Origin of the sequence: Glutamicibacter uratoxydans (assembly GCF_050753455.1) — a bacterium.
GTDB classification, from domain to species: Bacteria; Actinomycetota; Actinomycetes; order Actinomycetales; family Micrococcaceae; genus Glutamicibacter; species Glutamicibacter uratoxydans_A.
Genome location: NZ_CP192736.1, coordinates 1,929,092 through 1,948,531 on the forward strand (window position 1 = coordinate 1,929,092; position 19,440 = coordinate 1,948,531).

The 19,440-nt window shown below is 56.4% G+C and carries 19 protein-coding genes and 4 tRNA genes; 11 read left to right on the forward strand and 12 right to left on the reverse strand.

The features are described from left to right. Positions 1-96: 96 nt before the first annotated feature. From tig to ACQQZ8_RS08845, 6 genes are all read right to left on the reverse strand, one after another. Positions 97-1,443 (reverse strand): trigger factor, encoded by a 1,347-nt coding sequence (tig, locus tag ACQQZ8_RS08820; protein WP_431709470.1) that lies wholly within the window; start codon positions 1,441-1,443, stop codon positions 97-99. A 92-nt stretch (positions 1,444-1,535) separates the two neighbouring features. Beyond that, positions 1,536-1,610: transfer RNA gene (locus ACQQZ8_RS08825), tRNA-Pro, on the reverse strand. Between the two features lie 160 nt (positions 1,611-1,770). Then, positions 1,771-1,845 (reverse strand) — tRNA-Pro (locus ACQQZ8_RS08830). A 357-nt stretch (positions 1,846-2,202) separates the two neighbouring features. Then, positions 2,203-2,276: transfer RNA gene (locus ACQQZ8_RS08835), tRNA-Gly, on the reverse strand. A gap of 173 nt (positions 2,277-2,449) precedes the next feature. Further along, entirely contained in the window at positions 2,450-3,409 is a 960-nt protein-coding gene (locus ACQQZ8_RS08840) for an Fpg/Nei family DNA glycosylase (protein ID WP_431709471.1), read from the reverse strand. Between the two features lie 2 nt (positions 3,410-3,411). Continuing rightward, positions 3,412-3,885 carry a ribose-5-phosphate isomerase gene (locus ACQQZ8_RS08845; RefSeq protein ID WP_431709472.1) on the reverse strand — a complete coding sequence of 158 codons (474 nt, stop codon included), beginning with the start codon at positions 3,883-3,885 and terminating at the stop codon, positions 3,412-3,414. Between the two features lie 246 nt (positions 3,886-4,131). Here ACQQZ8_RS08845 and pepN point away from each other — a divergent pair, with 246 nt between their 5' ends. The 3 genes from pepN (at position 4,132) to ACQQZ8_RS08860 (ending at position 7,753) form a co-directional block, all read left to right on the forward strand. Then, positions 4,132-6,675, forward strand: a complete 2,544-nt coding sequence (gene pepN / locus ACQQZ8_RS08850; RefSeq protein WP_431709473.1) for an aminopeptidase N — start codon at positions 4,132-4,134, stop codon at positions 6,673-6,675. A gap of 96 nt (positions 6,676-6,771) precedes the next feature. Further along, complete coding sequence (locus tag ACQQZ8_RS08855; protein WP_431709474.1) at positions 6,772-7,266, forward strand: OsmC family protein; 495 nt, start codon at positions 6,772-6,774, stop codon at positions 7,264-7,266. Next, entirely contained in the window at positions 7,253-7,753 is a 501-nt protein-coding gene (locus ACQQZ8_RS08860) for a globin (RefSeq protein ID WP_431709475.1), read from the forward strand. Before ACQQZ8_RS08855 ends, ACQQZ8_RS08860 begins: the two co-directional genes overlap by 14 nt. A 165-nt stretch (positions 7,754-7,918) precedes the next feature. On the opposite strand, the gene ACQQZ8_RS08865 is transcribed toward ACQQZ8_RS08860, so the two are convergent. Continuing rightward, positions 7,919-8,578 (reverse strand): hypothetical protein, encoded by a 660-nt coding sequence (locus ACQQZ8_RS08865; protein WP_431709476.1) that lies wholly within the window; start codon positions 8,576-8,578, stop codon positions 7,919-7,921. 133 nt (positions 8,579-8,711) lie between these two features. On the opposite strand from ACQQZ8_RS08865, the gene ACQQZ8_RS08870 reads away from it, so the two are divergent. Next, a complete protein-coding gene (locus ACQQZ8_RS08870) occupies positions 8,712-9,641 on the forward strand; it encodes an acyl-CoA thioesterase (protein ID WP_431709477.1) in 930 nt (309 codons plus the stop codon). A gap of 83 nt (positions 9,642-9,724) precedes the next feature. On the opposite strand, the gene ACQQZ8_RS08875 is transcribed toward ACQQZ8_RS08870, so the two are convergent. Then, positions 9,725-10,231, reverse strand: a complete 507-nt coding sequence (locus ACQQZ8_RS08875) for a flavin reductase family protein (protein ID WP_431709478.1) — start codon at positions 10,229-10,231, stop codon at positions 9,725-9,727. A gap of 173 nt (positions 10,232-10,404) precedes the next feature. On the opposite strand from ACQQZ8_RS08875, the gene soxR reads away from it, so the two are divergent. Further along, a complete protein-coding gene (gene soxR / locus ACQQZ8_RS08880; RefSeq protein WP_431709479.1) occupies positions 10,405-10,830 on the forward strand; it encodes a redox-sensitive transcriptional activator SoxR in 426 nt (141 codons plus the stop codon). A gap of 47 nt (positions 10,831-10,877) precedes the next feature. On the opposite strand, the gene ettA is transcribed toward soxR, so the two are convergent. Further along, positions 10,878-12,560 carry an energy-dependent translational throttle protein EttA gene (ettA, locus tag ACQQZ8_RS08885; RefSeq protein WP_431709480.1) on the reverse strand — a complete coding sequence of 561 codons (1,683 nt, stop codon included), beginning with the start codon at positions 12,558-12,560 and terminating at the stop codon, positions 10,878-10,880. A gap of 112 nt (positions 12,561-12,672) precedes the next feature. After that, positions 12,673-13,146, reverse strand: a complete 474-nt coding sequence (locus tag ACQQZ8_RS08890) for a single-stranded DNA-binding protein (protein ID WP_431709481.1) — start codon at positions 13,144-13,146, stop codon at positions 12,673-12,675. A 165-nt stretch (positions 13,147-13,311) separates the two neighbouring features. On the opposite strand from ACQQZ8_RS08890, the gene ACQQZ8_RS08895 reads away from it, so the two are divergent. Then, positions 13,312-13,388, forward strand: a tRNA-Arg gene (locus ACQQZ8_RS08895). Positions 13,389-13,479: 91 nt separating this feature from the next. On the opposite strand, the gene ACQQZ8_RS08900 is transcribed toward ACQQZ8_RS08895, so the two are convergent. Continuing rightward, positions 13,480-14,430, reverse strand: coding sequence for a CPBP family intramembrane glutamic endopeptidase (locus tag ACQQZ8_RS08900; RefSeq protein WP_431709482.1), 951 nt, complete (start codon positions 14,428-14,430; stop codon positions 13,480-13,482). A 288-nt stretch (positions 14,431-14,718) separates the two neighbouring features. Here ACQQZ8_RS08900 and ACQQZ8_RS08905 point away from each other — a divergent pair, with 288 nt between their 5' ends. Next, positions 14,719-15,942 carry an MFS transporter gene (locus ACQQZ8_RS08905; RefSeq protein ID WP_431709483.1) on the forward strand — a complete coding sequence of 408 codons (1,224 nt, stop codon included), beginning with the start codon at positions 14,719-14,721 and terminating at the stop codon, positions 15,940-15,942. Here the strand turns inward: ACQQZ8_RS08905 and ACQQZ8_RS08910 are convergent. Further along, positions 15,914-16,360, reverse strand: a complete 447-nt coding sequence (locus ACQQZ8_RS08910) for an Lrp/AsnC family transcriptional regulator (protein WP_431709484.1) — start codon at positions 16,358-16,360, stop codon at positions 15,914-15,916. The genes ACQQZ8_RS08905 and ACQQZ8_RS08910 overlap by 29 nt on opposite strands. 160 nt (positions 16,361-16,520) lie before the next feature. On the opposite strand from ACQQZ8_RS08910, the gene ACQQZ8_RS08915 reads away from it, so the two are divergent. From ACQQZ8_RS08915 to ACQQZ8_RS08930, 4 genes are all read left to right on the forward strand, one after another. Beyond that, complete coding sequence (locus ACQQZ8_RS08915) at positions 16,521-17,252, forward strand: LysE family translocator (RefSeq protein WP_431709485.1); 732 nt, start codon at positions 16,521-16,523, stop codon at positions 17,250-17,252. Between the two features lie 226 nt (positions 17,253-17,478). Continuing rightward, positions 17,479-18,210 carry an energy-coupling factor ABC transporter ATP-binding protein gene (locus ACQQZ8_RS08920; RefSeq protein WP_431709486.1) on the forward strand — a complete coding sequence of 244 codons (732 nt, stop codon included), beginning with the start codon at positions 17,479-17,481 and terminating at the stop codon, positions 18,208-18,210. Next, entirely contained in the window at positions 18,204-18,806 is a 603-nt protein-coding gene (locus tag ACQQZ8_RS08925; RefSeq protein ID WP_431709487.1) for an energy-coupling factor transporter transmembrane component T family protein, read from the forward strand. The genes ACQQZ8_RS08920 and ACQQZ8_RS08925 overlap by 7 nt, the downstream gene beginning before the upstream one ends. A 36-nt stretch (positions 18,807-18,842) precedes the next feature. Beyond that, positions 18,843-19,439 carry a biotin transporter BioY gene (locus ACQQZ8_RS08930; protein ID WP_431709488.1) on the forward strand — a complete coding sequence of 199 codons (597 nt, stop codon included), beginning with the start codon at positions 18,843-18,845 and terminating at the stop codon, positions 19,437-19,439. Position 19,440 lies beyond the last annotated feature (1 nt).

Consider the following 19,440-nt stretch of genomic DNA (forward strand, 5'->3'; position numbering starts at 1 on the left):
TCACGGCGCATGCATCTGGGCATGGAACAGAGAAAAATGACCGCCGTCCACTGGTTTTCCAGTGGACGGCGGTCATTGATCGTTTAGCGCAATAGCTTACTTGGCGTCTGCTTCTGCAGCTTCCTCGGTAGCTTCGGCGGCAACTTCTTCTTCACCGGCTGGCTTCACGAAGGAGGTCAGGTCAACGGTCTCACCCTTGGAGTCGGTGACCACTGCGTATTCCAGAACCTTGGCCAGTGCCTTGCGGCGACGAACCTCACCCATCAGCATTGGAACCTGGCCGGCGCCATCAAGCATCTGAGCGAACTGGTTTGGATCCATGCCGTACTGACCGGCGGTCTGCACGATGTAGTCGATCAGCTCAGACTGCTCCACGCCAACTTCCTCGGCGTCAGCAACAGCGTCCAGCACCAATTCGTTACGGAAGGCACGCTCGGTGTTTTCGCGGACCTCTGCGCGGTGCTCTTCGGTGTCGTGGCCTTCTTCAGCGTTCGGGTTATCGAAGTGCTGTTCAATCTGCTCTTCGATGACCGACTCTGGCACAGGAACCTCAACCAGTTCCAAAAGCTTGTCCAGAACCAGCTCGCGAGCCTCGACGCCCTGCTCGGTAATCTTGCCCTCAGCTGCGTCCTTGGCCAGCGATTCGCGCAGTTCGGCAATGGTGTCGAACTCGGAAGCCAGCTGAGCGAAGTCATCGTTGGCCTCTGGCAGTTCGCGCTGCTTCACGGCGGTGACGGCAACCTTGACAGTGGCGTCCTTGCCAGCGTGCTCGCCGCCAGCCAACTTGGTTTCGAAGGTAGCGTCTTCGCCTGCGGACAGACCGATGACAGCCTCATCCATGCCCTCAAGCATGTTGCCGGAGCCAACCTGGTAGGACAGACCCTGTGCGTTATCGACTTCTTCGCCCTCAACGGTAGCGACCAGGTCGATGGTGATGAAGGAGTCAGCTGCAGCTGGAGCTTCAACTTCCTTCAGGGTGCCGAAGCGTCCGCGCAGGTCCTCAAGAGCCTTCTCGACGTCCTCGTCGGCAACTTCCTTGGCCTCAACGGAAACTTCCAGACCCTTGTAGTCAGGCAGTTCGATGCTTGGGCGGATGTCAACTTCAAGAGTGAAGACCAGCTGGCCCTCGCCTTCCTTCTCAATCGAAGGCAGCTCGGTGATGTCGACCTCTGGGCGAGAGAGCGGAGTCAGCTCGTTCTCGACCATGGCCTGCTGGTAGTAACCATTCAGACCCTCGTTCACAGCGGTCTCAATGACGTAGCCGCGGCCCACGCGCTGGTCGATCAGACGGGCAGGAACCTTGCCCTTGCGGAAACCTGGGATCTGGATCTGCTGTGCGATGGTCTTGTAGGCCTCGTCAACGCGGGGCTTGAGCTCCTCATAAGGAACTTCAACGGTGAGCTTAACCCGGGTTGGGTTGAGGTTTTCGACGGCGCTCTTCACAGCGTTGTACTCCTGAATTTATCTAAGAATTAGGTCTTGATCTGCAAAAAAACCCCGCAACAAAATATTGTTGCGGGGTTCTTCACACAGAGTCGGGGTGACAGGATTCGAACCTGCGACCTCACGCTCCCAAAGCGCGCGCTCTAGCCAAGCTGAGCTACACCCCGATTAGCAGTGACCAGTCTAACCGTAGTCTGCACCGATCTACTAATCGTTTGTGATTCCTTCCGGCAACCTTTTGAGTTTCCGCTGATCACAAGAACTAAATGAATTAGATCTCATCCGCAACAAACTTGGCAGCTGATTAGTGCCTCATCTAATGCAGAGTCGGGGTGACAGGATTCGAACCTGCGACCTCACGCTCCCAAAGCGCGCGCTCTAGCCAAGCTGAGCTACACCCCGAAAAGTAAATCCTCAAGACTTCAGAAAAAGTCTAAAACTTACGTTTCACATGGTCTTTCTCGGTAACCCGTAGGTTTCCGTGATGACCACAAGAAATAAATTTACACGGGTTCAAAACGAAAGCAAAATCGGGGCCAACTTTCGCCCGCAATCCTGGTCACCAAACGCAAAAACGTTGATTTTTCGGCAAACTTTCGAGCCGAGACCGGGCTGAATTCCGCGCCGGAAGGTTGTTTTTGCGAATTTTCTCGAAAAATCTTTTATGTGACAACCGCAACACTTCACCGCGAGGGCTTCGCCAGCAACCACTCTGCGGGAATAGAAAAAGACCCCATCTTTCGATGAGGTCTTTTCTTCTGGAGGGGATGACGGGAATCGAACCCGCGTCATTAGTTTGGAAGACTAAGGCTTTACCATTAAGCTACATCCCCAGATTTCTCGGCGTCGTTGCCGTGAACAAAATTCAGTCTAGAGCATAGATCTTGTCAAGTGCAAATCGACGCTTCCCCGTTCCGACTTGGGGGCTTTAAAGACGAACTTCTCATGCGCCGGAAGTCTTTTGACTCCCGGTGCATGAGAAGTTCGCGTCAATTACTTGAAGGTATTAGCTACGTTTACGCGGGGGTCGCTGACAGCGGCCACACCAATAAAGTTTGCGGCCAGCAACCTCTGCTAGCGCCACCTGAGCTGAACACCGTCGGCATTTCAGACCTTGCCGCTGATAGACGTAGTAAGCATTATCTGGCCATACCGGACCGAACGGGTCACGATCCGCTTCGCGGGTGGTGATGATTTTGCCTTCACGCACCCCGTCCTCCATCAGCTCCACCAGATCCCACCACATCTTCTTTGCCGCCTGCGTGGAGACCTCGTTCGCGGCCAGCTGTGGATCGACCTTGGCACGAAACAGCGCCTCGGCCCGGTAAATATTTCCTACGCCAGAAATCAGAGCTTGATTCATCAGCACAATGCCGATCGGAGTCTTGGTGCGACTAAGGTTGCGCCGGAACTCGGCATAGCCGCGTTCCAGCTCCTTGAGTGGATCAAGATCTAAATCTCGGCCCTTGGACTGGGCGAAACGCAGTCCGGCGCCAACTAAGGGATCCGGGCCGAGTTTCTGCAACTGCTGCTGTACTTGGTCCCAGTCCAGCACCTCACAGGCGCTAGGACCACGCAAGTCGGCCCAGCCGTGCTCGCTAACAAATCGTGCCCGCACCTGACCCACCGGCTCCGGCGGCCCGCTATAAGGCTGAGCAGCATCTTGGGTTAACTCGCGTTCGCCAATCCGGCGCGGGGCCCCAATGGACGAGGCACCACGAAAATGCTCATCTCCCCCAAAATCCACGGCTCCGTAGAGGCCAAGGTGTACCCGTAAAAACAGCTCATTATCGAACTGGATAAAAAGTTGCTTCCCCTTGGCCCAGGCCGTTTCAAGTCTGCGCCCGTCCAATCGCCTCGCGTCCGTGGCGAATCTGCCCTGAGGCGAGGTAACACTCACGATTTGGTTTCCGAACGCGTCGTCGAACTGCCTAGACAGGCGGTGGAGGGAATGTCCTTCGGGCACGGTTAGTCGATGACCTCGCCGGTCGTTTCGTAGCTAGCAATCTTACCGATTCGACGCTCGTGACGTTCGGCGTTGCTGAAGGGCTCCTTGAGGAAGGCCTCAATAATTTCGGTTGCTTCCTCCACGGAGTGCTGACGTCCACCCACGGCAACAACATTGGCATTATTGTGTTGACGGGCCAGCTGTGCGGTGTCTAGATTCCAAGCCAGCGCCGCACGGATTCCTTCAACCTTATTAGCCGCAATCTGCTCACCGTTGCCTGATCCACCGAGAACAATCCCCAACGCTTCCACTCCGGAACGCTGATCGGCAATGACGGCCTTGGCCGCGTTGATGCAAAATGCCGGGTAATCGTCATCCGGATCATAGGAACTCGGGCCGTGGTTCACCATCTCGTATCCCTTGGTCGACAGGTGCTTAACCAGGTGATCGCTCAGTTCCAGACCAGCGTGGTCGGTCGCAATATGTACGCGCATGTGAGTTCCTCTTCCATTGGGGTGCTCGTCAATTCTGACAGCACCAGCTTAGCGATCCATCCGGGCCGGATTCGAATCTGATCGCTCGATCACTCAGCGGTTCGCCGCAATCTGAATTCTTCGCGCGGAAATAACCGGAAAAGACTTGCATTGCCCCCGGTTCAAAGTGGCAGAATAGGTCTAGTTGTTCAATAAATATTTCACATCTTTAGATGCGGTTATTGCCGCATAGATTCGGAGCCTTTCATGCCCGGAATGAATCTCACGCGCAGCGAAGCAAGCGAGCGTGCAGAACTTCTCAACCTCGACAGTTACCACGTCGAGTTGGACCTCACCACCGGGGAGGAAGTCTTCGCTTCGCGCACCACGGTGCGTTTCTCCGCCCAACCAGGAACATCCACGTTTATCGACGCGGTTACCGCCTCGGTACGTTCCATCACGCTTAATGGGGTGAGCCTTGATCCGGCCGAGCATAGCGATGGGGTGCGGATCAACTTGCCGAATCTGGCGGCAGAAAACCTGTTGGTCATCGACGCCGATGCGCTCTACATGAACACTGGCGAGGGTCTACACCGCTTCGTTGACCCGGTGGATAACGAGGTTTACCTGTACTCACAGTTTGAGGTGGCCGACTGCCGGCGCATGTTCGCCGTGTTCGAGCAACCCGATCTGAAAGCCACCTTCCAATTCACGGTCACCGCGCCAAAACACTGGAACGTGATCTCCAATGCGCCGACCCCACGTCCGGAACTGGTCGGGGAAACCGCTGCCCGGTGGGATTTCCCAGCCACCGAAAGGATCTCCTGCTACATCACCGCGCTGATCGCAGGCCCGTACCAGGTTCAGCGTGATTCGCTGGTTTCCTCCGACGGTCGCACCATCGAACTGGGTGTGTTTGCCCGCGCCTCGATGATGGAATTCCTTGATTTTGAGAACATCATCACGGTGACCCGGCAAGGCTTTGAGTTCTTTGAAAAGAACTTCGGTGTGCCCTACCCCTTCGAGAAGTACGATCAGCTTTTCGTGCCGGAATTCAACGCCGGAGCCATGGAAAACGCTGGAGCCGTAACTTTCCTAGAAGACTACGTATTCCGTTCCCGTCCAACCCACGCCATGGTCGAACGCCGAGCAATCACCATTCTGCATGAATTGGCGCATATGTGGTTCGGTGACCTGGTGACCATGAAGTGGTGGAATGATCTGTGGCTGAACGAGTCCTTCGCCGAATTCATGTCCACCCTCGCCGCCGCGGAAAACACCGAGTTCACCGGCTCCTGGACCACCTTTAACATGCTGGAAAAGAACTGGGCCTACCGCCAGGATCAGCTACCCTCCACGCACCCGGTGGTGGCCGAAATGAATGATCTGGCGGATGTGGAAGTGAACTTTGACGGCATCACCTACGCCAAGGGTGCCAGCGTATTGCGTCAGTTGGTCGCGTTTGTCGGGCAGGACGAGTTCATGGCTGGAGTGCGCAGCTACTTTGCCAAGCACGCCTGGAAGAACACTGAACTGCCAGACCTCCTGCGCGAACTCGAAGCTGCTTCCGGGCGCGATCTAAGCAACTGGTCCGGGCAGTGGCTGGAAACCGCTGGGGTCAACACCCTCAAGGCCACTATGGAGACCGACAACACCGGCAGCATTACCGCCTTCAGCATCGAACAAAGCGCCGTGGCCGAGTACCACACCATCCGCGATCACCGCCTTGCAGTTGGTTTCTACTCACTTGATGAGCAGGGCAAACTGGAGCGCACCCATCGCGAAGAACTAGATATCACCGGAACCAGCACCCCGGTTCCGGCATTGCTGGGCATGGCACGCCCCGACCTGGTGCTACTGAATGATGATGATCTGACCTACGCCAAGATTCGTCTCGATGAGCAGTCATTGTCCACCGCCACCGAACATCTGAAGGATTTCACCGAGTCCTTGCCGCGCACTTTGGTTTGGAGTGCCGCGTGGGATGCGGTGCGCGATGCCGAAACCGGAGCCAGCAGCTACATCCAGCTATTGCTGAACAACATTGGCTATGAAGCAGATTCCTCGGTGATCATGGTGCTGCTGCGCCAACTGAACACCGCTCTGGACTCCTATGTAGCCGAGCAGAAGCAGCAAGAACTGGGGATCTATGCCGCCGATCAGTTGTGGGAACTGGCCGCTGCAGCAACCGCGGGCTCGGATGCTCAATTGCAGTTCACATTGGCTTATGCGACCCGTGCGCGCACGGACGCTCAGGTCGACCGCTTGCAGGGACTGCTCGATGGCACGGTGCTTTTGGATGGGTTAGAGCTGGACACCGACCTCCGCTGGAGTCTGATCATTGCATTGGCCGCTGCGGGCCGAAAAACCCCGGCTCAGTTGGATAAGGAGCTGGCCGCTGACTCAACCTCGCAGGGAAAGACCAACTGGTACACGGCTCGGGCCGCCATGCCGACCCGCGAAGCCAAGACTGAAGCCTTCAACCTGGTGCTTTCGGGCACCTTGTCCAATGACAATCACGCCGGGGTAATTGCCGGTTTCAACAAGGCGCATGATACGGCGCTCCTAGCTGATTTCGCCGAGCCTTACTTCGCGGCAATCATGGATAAATGGTTGACCCTGTCCCATGAGATGGCCAAGCGTATCGTGATTGGCCTCTACCCCAGCGCATCGATCAGCGAACTGACCATCGAACGTACCGATGCGTTCTTGGCAGAGTTGAACGATGAGCATCCGGCACTGCGTCGTCTGCTCGTGGAAAGCCGTGCCGACGTGGTGCGCGCGTTACAGGCTCAGGCGGCAGACGCCTAAGACCGTGTAATCCCCCACCTGATGGCGTGCTCCATGGGCCTGAGCCTGTGGAGCACGCCATAACACTTTGTACGCTAAACATGGGAGAATTAGCCCATGGACCTTTCGCGACATAATTACCAGATCTCCATGCGGTGGACCGGTAATCGCGGTGAAGGTACCCGCAGCTATCGTGGCTACGGCCGGGAGCATATTCTCAGTGCCGAAGGCTTACCCGATATCGCTGGGACCGCCGACCCGACCTTCCACGGGGATGCCGAGCGCTGGAATCCCGAACAGTTGCTACTCGCCGCGCTCAGCCAATGTCATATGCTTTCCTACCTACATCTGGCCGTCAAGCACGGCTTGGTAGTGACCAGCTACACGGATCAGGCCCACGGTACCTTGAAGTTGAACTATGACGGCAGCGGTCAATTTACCGAAGCCACCCTCCAGCCCGCCGTTGGTTTGCTCGAGGAGTCCCAGCGTGAGCTCGCGGATGCACTACACGTACAGGCCAATAAGGTCTGCTTTATTGCACGCTCGGTGAACTTCACAGTCCATCACAAGCCAATTAGCCCTTTTCAGGAAAGAAGCCATGACCAAAGCTAATCCCTTGCCACATCGCGTAGCGAATGATCCCTTCAGCAACCCTGTCGTGACCGGGCCTTCCAGTCAGGAATTCTTGGAGCTGTCGACCGCCGAGGTCGATCTGGCCGAATACGGTGGCACGTTTTATCAGGAAGTAGGCGGTCGTCCGATCTTCGCCGAGCTGGCTCGCCTCTTCTACGCTTCAGTGGCAGAGGACGCCGATTTCCGCAGTATGTATCCAGAAGAAGATCTGTATCCGGCACAGATCCGCCTGCAGCTCTTCCTAGAGCAGTACTGGGGAGGCCCCACCACCTATTCACAACACCGCGGCCACCCCCGCCTACGGATGCGTCATATGCCTTTTCACGTCGATTCGCATAATCGTGATGTATGGCTGGGGCATATGAATAAGGCAATCGACCAGCTAGGCCTTGCCCCCTTGCATGCCGAGACCATGCGCGATTATTTCGATCGGGCCGCCCATTCCTTGGTGAACCGTCCAGACTAAGCGGGCCTGCGCACGAACCAATGCTCCCCACCAGAAGGTGCTGATCCCTCAGCCCAACTCGTGGGGAGCATCACTTTAAGCGCTTCAACAGTTTCTGATTACGGGTTTTCGCAAGGAACAGAACCGACAGCGCAACCGCCGCTTCGTCAGCGGGCGCTGAGCGAATTAAAAGAGTGCAGCATCCTGGCGCAAGAGCACGTGTCCACGCGAACTCGTGACGCGAAGCCATGAACCATTGCGGAACACCGTGCTTTGCCCCTGCGGGGCTAGGAACCCCAAGGTTTCCATTGCAAAGGCTGCTCCCAGCGCAAGCGCAGGTTCGGTGTCGGGCTGGGGTGAGGACCAAATGCGCTGGCGCACCTGAGCAATCACCGGCTTACCGGGGTTTGCCGGCAACGCGTCTGCCACCGCGGTAATCCCGGCACGCGCCGCCTCGGCGAGGACCGCATCACTGATACGCGATAACGGCTCCCACCCGGAAACCGGTACCTGAATCCCCGTCCAGGACGGGAACTCCGGGACCGGAGGGAGCGTAAACTCCCGTGACGTATCGGCCATACGAGCCAACCGGTCCTGAATTGAAGCCACCGAATAACAAGCGGTGAGCTGTGCGGGTTCAGCCAAACGGTGCACTCGCATACCGAGAATAGTAAATTCACCACTGCCCAGATTCGTCGGAGCCAGCACCGGCACATAGACGGCCAAGGCGGCGCCGCGAGCCATTAGTTGTGCGGCCTCCGCATCGATGCTCTTAGCCCGGTTAATCAGGTTCCGCAGATCATGCACCGTGCTGGGGTCATCAAAAATCAGGGCTTCACTAGACATAAATTCATCGTCTCACGATCAAGGATTAGTACGAGACCGGTGTGATGATTTCGTCATCACCGGCATCTGTTGGAAGATGTAGAACAGAGAATTACGTAGCCGGCCACTCCAGAAGTTACCATCAAGTAACAAAATGGTTTTACACGTGACATATATTGAGGGAGCACGCATCGTGACCGATTCCACGCAAAACACCCAACGTTTGATCGAGCTGTTGGACCTCAGTAGCAATCTTCAGGCGCGTACCGACGAGGATATTTTTGTCGGATACACCCCGAAGCAGAGTCGGCCTCGGGTCTTTGGTGGCCAGGTGCTGGGCCAATCCGTGATTGCTGCCACCCGCACCGTGCCGGTCGAGCGGAGCATTCACTCCATGCATGGATATTTCCTTCGACCCGGTGATCCGCATCAGCCAATCACCTTCGGTGTCGAACGCATGCGTGATGGACGTTCTTTTTCCGCGCGGCGCGTGCATGCTTACCAAAACGGCAAACCCATCCTGTCGATGATTGCTTCCTTCCAAGAACCTTCGGTGGGGTTGGATCATCACGATCCCATGCCCGCAGGCATTCCGGATCCAGAATCCCTGCCCACCACCGCGGACCTGATTGGTGATATTGATCATCCGGTAGCCCAAGAGTGGGCATTCGAGCGCCCCTTTGATGTGCGTCATGTGTCGGATCCGATTTATCTCCAAGCCGCCGGTGAACGTACGGCCGAAAGTGCTGTCTGGATTAAGACCACCGCTGCCATGCCTGATGATCCAGCTTTGCACCGTGCCGCACTGGCCTACGCCAGTGACTACACATTGTTAGAACCGGTATTGCGTCGACACGGTATCGGCTGGGTCAGCCCGGACATGAGCGTGGCAAGTCTAGATCACGCCATGTGGTGGCACCGCGATTTCCGCGTGGATGAATGGCTGTTGTACATCCAACGCTCCCCTTCCGCTTCCTCAGCCCGCGGCCTAGGAACCGGCAGCATCTACAACCGCCAGGGCCAGCTCGTTGCGACGGTCGCCCAGGAGGGTATGGTTCGCATGCCCATCGATAAGTTGGGCTAATCGGTTTTCGCCACTGACCCGCAGATCATCAGGTCTGCGGGTCAGTGCTTTCCTGAGTTCTTGGGGCCTAGAGCCACCGGAAATCAACCAGGCCGCACCTCCAACGCTGTCGCGCCGCTCAGGTCCCAGTAGCCGCGGTCTTGGTAAAGCAGGTGTTGAGACTTTGGCCCCTGAAAAACTTCTAGCACCTCCGCGGCGATCAGGCGCGATCCACCCACCTGAAGTGAGCTATGCATGCGGGCGCGGAATGCCACCGGCGCTTCGGCGAAATATGGCTCCCCGTTCTCTAAATGCTGCCAATTCTGTTCCGCGGTAAAGCGCGGGCCATCCGGACGTGCGAAGGCATCGGCCAGCTGACTATGTTCTTGGCCCAGTAAATGGATCAGGAATGTCGGGGCTTGCAACAGGGCACCGGCCGAACCGGAGGATCTGGTCAAGGAAAAGGACACGGCCACGGGGTCAACGGATAGCGACGCCAAACTTGAGACAGTAATGCCCACCGGCCGACCATGTGGATTTGCGGTAATTAAAGCTACACCCGCCGGGTGCGCTCGGAATGCTGCCCGAAAGTCATCGGCCACTGCGCTCATTAACACTACTCACTCTTCTTCACTGCCCCGAGGGGCCACTGTCATCTCGAATGGTCGACAAGTATTCGACACACCCGATCTTAAAACCTCAAGTAAACTTGAGGTCAAGATTTCACTTCCGGAGGTAAGCTATCTCACCTTTATCAGCCGCCGACTCCGAGCCCGCCGAAGAGATGCTTAGCATAGGTCAGATCAGCGAGCGAACCGGTGTAGCCCGATCGGCGTTGCACTACTACGAGGAACTTGGTTTGGTCGGCTCGCTGCGTACTGCAGGGAATCAACGTCGCTACCCGCGACATATGATTCGACGTATCACGCTAATCTCAGTGGGCCGAAATTTGGGTATCCCCTTAGCGGATATCGCGAGAGCACTCGAACCGGTACCACTGGATCATCGACCATCCGAAGCGGATTGGCAACGTGCCTCGCAAGAGTGGATCAGTATCCTGGAAGCCCGACGGAAAACCATTGAACAACTCGAACAGCGGCTCACCGGCTGTATTGGTTGCGGTTGCTTGTCACTAGAGGCTTGCCACCTGCTAAACCCGCGTGATCAGTTGGCTCAGGAAGGTTTTGGCGCCCGCCGCTTGGAGGGCTAAATAAAACGCCCGCCTTCGTGGTGAAAGGCGGGCGTTCATATTCGGACTTAGTCGCGAGTCAGACGGCGGTGCGTCACGCGGTGCGGCTTGGCAGCATCCGGACCCAGACGTTCGACCTTGTTCTGCTCGTAGGAATCGAAGTTACCCTCGAACCAGTACCAGTTCGCGGGATCCTCTTCGGTGCCCTCATAGGCCAGAATGTGGGTGGCCACGCGGTCTAGGAACCAACGGTCGTGAGAGACGACCACGGCACAACCTGGGAATTCCAGTAGCGCATTTTCCAACGAGGACAGGGTTTCCACGTCCAAGTCGTTAGTCGGCTCGTCAAGCAGCAAGAGGTTTCCACCCTGCTTGAGGGTCAGCGCCAAGTTCAGACGGTTACGCTCACCACCGGAAAGCACACCTGCCTTCTTCTGCTGATCCGGGCCCTTGAACCCAAAGGCCGACACATAGGCGCGCGATGGCATTTCAACCTGTCCGACCTGAATGTAATCCAGCCCATCGGAAACAACTTCCCACAGGCTCATCTCTGGGTCGATGTTCTCGCGATTCTGGTCGACGTAGGAAATCTTGACGGTTTCACCGATCTTCAGATCTCCCCCATCGAGCTCTTCGAGGCCAACAATGGTCTTGAAGAGGGTGGACTTGCCTACACCGTTGGGACCAATCACGCCGACGATGCCGTTACGTGGCAGGCTGAAAGACAGTCCGTCGATCAGCACACGATCGCCGAAGCCCTTCTTGAGATTGCTTGCCTCGATGACAACCTGACCCAGCCGTGGGCCCGGTGGGATCTGGATTTCTTCGAAGTCAAGCTTACGAGTGCGCTCGGCCTCCGCAGCCATTTCTTCGTACCGTGCCAGACGAGCCTTGGACTTAGTCTGTCGGCCCTTGGCGTTGGAGCGAACCCATTCAAGTTCTTCGCTCAGACGCTTAGCGAGCTTCTGATCCTTCTTGCCCTGTACTTCCAGACGCTCGCGCTTCTTCTCCAAGTAGGTGGAGTAGTTGCCCTCGTATGGGTGCAGGCGACCGCGGTCGACTTCACAGATCCATTCGGCAACGTGATCCAGGAAGTAGCGGTCGTGGGTGACTGCCAAAACGGCACCTGGGTAGCTTGCCAAGTGCTGTTCCAACCAGAGGACCGACTCGGCATCCAAGTGGTTAGTAGGTTCGTCAAGCAACAACAGGTCAGGCTTCTGCAGCAGGAGCTTACACAGTGCCACGCGGCGGCGCTCACCACCGGAGAGGTGTGTTACCGGCTCGTCACCCGGTGGGCAGCGTAGCGCATCCATGGCCTGCTCCAGCTGGGAATCGATATCCCACGCATCGGCAGCATCAATAGCTTCCTGAAGCTTGCCCATCTCTTCGAGCAAAGAGTCGAAATCGGCCCCATCTTGAGCCATTTCTTCGGAGATCTGATTGAAGCGCTGGATCTTTTCGTAGATTTCTCCAACGCCCTCTTGGACGTTGCCCAAGACGGTCTTTTCTTCGTTCAGTGGGGGTTCCTGCAGAAGGATCCCGACCGAGTAACCCGGTGAAAGCCGTGCTTCACCGTTGGACGGGGTGTCAATCCCCGCCATGATCTTAAGGATTGTGGACTTACCAGCACCGTTTGGACCCACGACGCCAATTTTGGCTCCCGGGTAGAACGACATGCTGACATCGTCAAGAATGACTTTGTCACCAACGGCCTTGCGAGCCTTGGTCATCGTATAAATGAATTCCGCCATGCTGTTAAGGCTAGTCGCTCTAAGGGTGCAAAACCGAATTATCGGCGGATCTATTGCCGTGGCGGTGCCCAGATTCACATCGATATCCAGGCACCGCTAAGCTGTGGCAAATTCAGGCTGCGTCGGACTGCGCATCCGGCCAATGCGTCACGACTGGTTTCTCCGTCTCTGACACCGTTCCCGTTGCGTCTTCATGCGTGCTGGGCCGTGCCGCGGTGGCGCCGTCATGGCGCACCCGTGTGAAGTTCCCGGTACCGAATTTCAGGTCGTGCCCCATCCCGTAAGCTTCTAAGTCGGCGCTCGTTCCAGCGCTGCCATCATTGCGTTCAAATTGGCGGATCTGAAGTTTTCCGAAGATGATGACCCGATCTCCACGGCGCAGGCTTTCCATCGCATTTTCGGCTAATGCCCGAAAGCAGGTCACTGAGAACCAGTTGGTTCCGGCATCACTCCACTCACCGGATTCCGGGTCTCGCTTTCGGTCATGGGTCGCGGCCCGGAATTTGAGCATGGTAGTCCCCTGCGGGGTGATGCTCAGGTGGGGTTCGGTACCCACCACGGCGCGAATCGTCACAAGGTCACTCATGGTGTCCTACTCCTTAGCTTTTTCGCCCCCGGTAGTTTGCGGGGTGAAACTAGGATGTGACCGGTGAAGAGGAATTCCGAGGGCATCTGCACCAGTTGTGCATAACTACCCAGGGGTACCGATTTCGTGAACTGCCCTGTCACTGGCTAAACTATTTTCGGTTATGCCTCCGTAGCTCAGCTGGATAGAGCAAGAGCCTTCTAATCTCTAGGTCGTGGGTTCGAATCCCGCCGGGGGCACCAGCAACAAACTGTGCCACACAGCCGTGTGGCACAGTTTTTCACATGTCATCGAGTAAATGTCCTTGGCGTGCAGCAGCTTCGCCGCGCTTAGCTAGGAAATTTCTTTCGGGACTGCCGAATCGCTTTCTGGCACTCTTTGGGCGTGAACCGTTTCCCGGTCCTGCATCTGGTCTTTGGGTTTGAAGGCACCACACACCAGCATCAGCACAATTACTACCGCCGGCAAGAGCCAACCGCTCCAGCCCATAATGGTCATCTTGCTCGGTTCGAGGAAGGCACCAAAGGCGAGGAACAACGCACTGAATCCCACCGAGGCGTTAAATACTCCGTGAGCGATTGCCACCGGCCAGACGGAGTTGGAGTACATGCGCAGCCAACCCAAAAACGCTCCCACCACAATGCACATTCCGGACATGTATACCAGCGACATCGGCCCTGAGGAATAGGGGTAGTTATAACCCAATAGGAGCAATGGCGCATGCCAAACTCCCCAAATCACGCCGGAAAGGATAATCGCCCGAACGGCCCCGAGGCGAAGTAGTCGCGGCCAAAGCCAGCCGCGCCAGCCGATTTCTTCACCCAGGGCGGGCAAGGCATTGAGAAACCCTCCGAGCACCGCAAAGCTAAACTGCATAGCCAAAAACTGCGCCGTGCTCTGTTCACCGGCCAGGACGCGGACCGCCACAAGGTTCTGGAAATCAGCGGGATATACGCCAAGCACATCGCCGACGAAAAGTGCTTGAAAAATGAGCGCTAAGGGAATCAGGATCCCCAGTACCACTCCCAGCAGAAATTTCCCGATCGGTCGCACCGGCCAGAGCCCAACCTCGCGCCCAAAGCTCTTGATCCGCCGTTCAAAGAGGCTCACGATCACCGCCGCAAACGCTGGCGTCCACATCATCAATGCGGCGATCAACGTAAATTGCGAGTGTCGTAGACCTGGACCCAGCCAGAGTGGAAGAGCCACCAGCCAAGCTAACCCCATACTCAACGCAACAAACCCGATGATCGGAAGTGTCCTTGGCGTTTTCTTCGTTTTCAACCTGGCTAACCTATCTGACGTTTCACTACCCTGCGCTTATACCCTAGTCGGACGACACTACGCTGCCCTCAAGCAGCGCGCAGCGGCCTACCAAGAACTCCCCAGCTACATGCGACGTTCCGGTGCGCTAGTAAGATTTAATTACTTTCAAGTAACCTTCAGCTGTGCAGATCATTAGCTCAGCCTCAACACTTCCCCAATTCGTGGTTCATTAGGTCACTTTTCCACTTTAGCCGACCAGCATTGCGATAAAATCAAAGTAATGTATTTATTAGTAAGGTTTCAGTGATGGTCACACAGGCAGCACCAACACATCGCTTCACCCAGGAACGTTTAGGCATCAGCCTTGTATTCCTGGTAAGCGGTCTGTGGTTTGCCTCATGGGCCGGGCGATTGTCAGTTATTAGCGACGTCTTTTCTTTTAGCGGTACCGGTCTTGGCACGTTCTTGGCCTGCCTGACCGCCGGTTCGCTTATGGGTCTAGGGTTAGCGCCCACGCTGATCCGCAAGGTATCAACCCGTCGCATGTTGACCTTTCTGCCGCTGGCTCTTGCTTTCGGGCTGATCGCACTAGGTCTCGCCGTGTCCATTGTGCGTACCCCCGAGATCGCCTATCTCACGCTATTTTTCAGTGGCATCATCTTCGGAATCCTCGATGTGACCATGAATGTTTACGGGGCCGGAGTAGAACGACGCATCGGACATAGCATCCTGCCCTCACTTCATGGTTTCTTTAGCCTGGGTACACTGCTGGGTGCGGGATTCGCGACACTGACGATCACATGGCAGTGGTACAGTTTCTGGCACTTCGGGGTGGTCGCCTTAGTACTGTGCGCTTTGGCAATCTGGTCGGTTCGGTTGCTATCTTATGAAGCCAAACTTGGAGCGAAACGTCTAACCAGCACGCCAAAACCGACCGGAGCCAGCCCGAAATACATGCTGTTGCTCTTAGGTCTAATGGTGGCCGGGTTGAGCTTCACCGAAGGAGCAGCCAATGATTGGCTCGCGGTAGCCTCTCATGATGGTCACGGATTGCCGCACTCCACCGGTGCCCTGATGTTCACGGTATTTGTGGCCGCGATGACTATCGGACGCTTCGGCGGCGGGACCGTAGTCGACAAGCTCGGCGCGGTACGCGCATTGCTCCTCTTGGGAACCTTTGGCCTCGTCGGCGTGGTGCTATTCATCACCGGCACCTCCGTAGCCCTGATCGCGGTCGGCGCGTTACTGTGGGGACTGGGTAGCTCCTTGGGATTCCCGGTAGGCATGTCCATCGCGGCATCCCGGTCGGAAAAGCTTGGCTCGCGGGCAGTGAGTATTATTAGTACCTTTGGTTATGCCGCCATGCTCGGCGGCCCGCCAGTGATCGGATTCCTCGCCGACTTCATCACAGTACTGCCAGCTCTCTGGCTGGCTGCGGCGGTGCTGGTAGTCTCGCTACTCATCACACCCTTTGCCGGCCGAACGCCCCGGGTATCAAACACTAAACCGGCAAGGTCTTCCGCTCCTTGATATTGCGCATCACGATGGTGCTGGTCAGCTTTTCAATGCCAGGAAGCTGCACCAAGACCTCATCATAGAGTTGTTGATAGCCCGGTAAGTCGGCAGCATACACACGCAAGAGGAAATCAGGTTCGCCAAAGAGCCGCTGCGCTTCGACAATAAAGTCCACTTCCTCCACGGCGGCCTCAAACGCTTTCATTTGCGACCGGTTCTTCAGCGTCACAAAAACCAGTGCTTCGAAACCCAACCCAATCTTCTGTGGATCAATGACGGCTTGGTAGCCGGTGATGACTTGCTCGCGTTCCAGCTCGCGCATCCGACGGTGACAGGGTGCGACGGTCAGTCCGACACGTTCGGCCAGCGTGGTCGCACTCAGCCGGCCGTCCTGTTGCAATTCGGCTAATATTGCTCGGTCTAGTTGATCCATGCTCAGATCCTACCTTTAGAACAAACTTCTTCCCACAAAAACCCAAAATTGGTAACTTTTTTGCTTGGTTACCGTTATTTGAGGAATAAAACGCAAGCACTTTTCGCGACTTTTTCCTTAGAGTGGGGGTTGCTAACGCGCTACACGCTGGGAGGCTGACATGGACTTATCACTCTTTACCGGATTCATAATGGTTTCCTTCACCTTGGCATGCACCCCGGGAGCGGACTGGGCTTACATCATTTCCTCTGCGATCGCTAAGCGCAGTTTCGTGCCAGCAGTCATGGGCCTACTCAGTGGCTATTTGCTCCATACCGCCTTGGTAGCTGCCGGGATCGCCGCCGTAGTCGCCGGTTCACCCGATCTCTTGAATTGGTTGACCGCCGCTGGCGCCCTCTATCTGTTTTGGCTCGGCATCAGCACGCTGCGCAGCTGGAATAAAGCCACGTTCTACCAAAGCCCTGGCGAACGTGTCGAAGTATCCGCGGCTGCGCCAATTGCACGCCCAAGCGATTCGGCCACAACGAATCCGCAAGTGCAGAGAACTAGTGTTGCCACCCTAGAGATCAGCGCCCCCAAGCACTCCACCTCTGTAGATTTCTTCAAAGGGCTGCTCACCAGCTCAACCAACCCCAAAGCCTTATTGCTTTATGTGGCGCTAATTCCGCAATTTATCTCGGCCAGTACCCCGTGGGCGTTGCCGAAGCAGACCATGGTGCTGGGATTAACGCATTTTGCGGTCTCGATAATCATCTACTTTGGCGTGGCGCTGACCGCTCGCGCGTTGTTACGTAGCCGTCCGTTCGCGGCTCGAATTGTTACGATACTCAGCGGGCTGATCATGATTGGCCTGTCCATCGGCCTGATTTTCGAGCAACTCATCTTGCAGTAAGTAATATTTCTGGGCCACGCCCTGGCAGTACCACCCGGCCCTCGAATACCCCTGCGACCTGCTGATTCTACATAGTGAATCATTGGCCATCGATGTCTCTTTCGACCAGATTCTGAACTTTATTGAACACTGATCAAGACAATTGAACAGTGATCAAGTATGCTCGGTACAGCGCAAACCCGAAGCGCTAACCGCAGCAACACCAGATCGACCGAAAGACTCAAGGATGCAGGCTCACCCGCAAGCTGAACGCACAGCTCGTTTCAGCTCCCCCATTGGTATCCGGCTAGAGCGTGTTTCGGTGCAACGGGCCGAGCGAACCATCCTGCAGGATATCTCTCTGACCCTTGATGAAGCGCGGATCGGAATTATTGGACCCAATGGAGCCGGGAAGTCCACCTTGGTGCGACTGCTAAACGCTTTGGTCTTACCCACCTCCGGCGAAGTCCACGTTGCTGCGCGCAGCACGCAGCGTGCCGGAAAAAATATTCGACGCGATGTTGGATTCGTCTTTCAGAACCCGGCAAATCAAATCATCATGCCGCTGGTTCGCGACGATATCTGCTTTGGACTGAAGAATATGGGCTTGCCCCGTGCCAAGCGAGTCGAGCGAGCCGATCAGGTTCTGGCGGAGTTGGGGATTTCGCATCTGGCCGAACGTGAAAGTCACACGCTCTCCGGCGGGGAGCAGCAGATGGTGGCCTTAGCCGCAGTTCTCGCCATGGATCCGAAGGTGATCATCTTTGATGAACCTACCACCATGCTGGATCTGCGTAACCGGCTACGCTTCCAAAAAGAAATTGCGAAATTAGCGCAACAGGCGATCGTGGTCACCCATGATTTGGAGCTGCTTGAAGACTTCGATCGGGTGCTGGTCGTGACCGACGGTGCAATTAGTTTCGACGGATCCCCCGCCCAAGCCATAGATTTCTACCGCCGGTGGAGCGCCCAATGTTAGGAGTACGCAATAATTCTTGGCTTGCTCAGGTGCCCGCTGCGCTGAAGTTCGGCAGCCTGCTAGCGCTCAGCATTGGCATTTACCTGCTGACTCAATGGCTGGTTTTGCTGCTGTGCCTACTTATCGCGGTCGCAGTGTTACTCTCCACCCGCGCCCAGCTTAAACAACTCCTTTGGCCCTTCAGTTCCTTAGCACTCATTGCCGGCCTGATATGGGTGCTGTTGGGCATTCAAACCGGCTGGGAGCAAGGGGCCGTGGCCGCGCTACGCCTGCTCACCCTGTGCGTCTTGGCCTATGCGGTCAGTTTAAGCACCACCTTTGAGCAGATGCTCGACCTTTTCCAAAAGGTCGTCTCTCCGCTACGAGTCCTCGGTGCCAATCCCGCACAGATCTCTCTCGGACTGGCCTTGACTATCCGCTTCATCCCCGAACTACAACGCGTTTACTTCGAGGTTCGCGAGGCCCAACATGCACGGGGGCTGCAGAACAACCCGATGGCGATCAGCGTGCCTTTAGTCATTCGCTCGCTACGCATCGCCGAGGAAACCGCCGAAGCGTTAGACGCCCGCGGCTACGACAGCAACGCAACGCATTAGACACCGCCTGTGAAGCACCTAGATTGAGGACTCTGTATGAATACTTCACCAATCACCCGTCCCGCGCGCAGCGCCAGCGCCACCAAAGACACCGTCCTAGTCGCCATTTTCGCGGCGATGATTGCCGCCATGGGATTGGTTCCGCCGATCACCTTAGGCTTTATCCCCGTGCCAATCACCTTGCAAACTATGGGAGTTATGCTGGCCGGGGCCATGCTCGGGCCGGTGCGTGGCATGCTGTCCGCACTGACCATTGTGGTCTTGGTGGCCGCCGGACTCCCGTTACTCTCCGGAGGTCGTGGTGGTTTGGGAGTATTTGCCGGACCAACCGGTGGATACCTGTTGGGGTGGGTACTGGGCGCCTTAGTGACCGGACTACTCTACAAGTACTGGGCGCTACGCCATCGTTCGAGTGTCGGGCGTTTCCTCAGTGGGTTCCTCTCGGCGATTATCGGCGGGGTCCTGCTGGTGTACTGTGTCGGAATCCCCTGGACCACGATGGTCACCGGAATCCCGATGGGTACCTCCGCCATTGGTTCATTAGGCTTCCTGCCCGGTGATTTGCTCAAGGCTGCAATCACCACTCTGGTTGCCATGACCGTGCATCGCAGTTACTCCGGTTTGATGAAGTAAG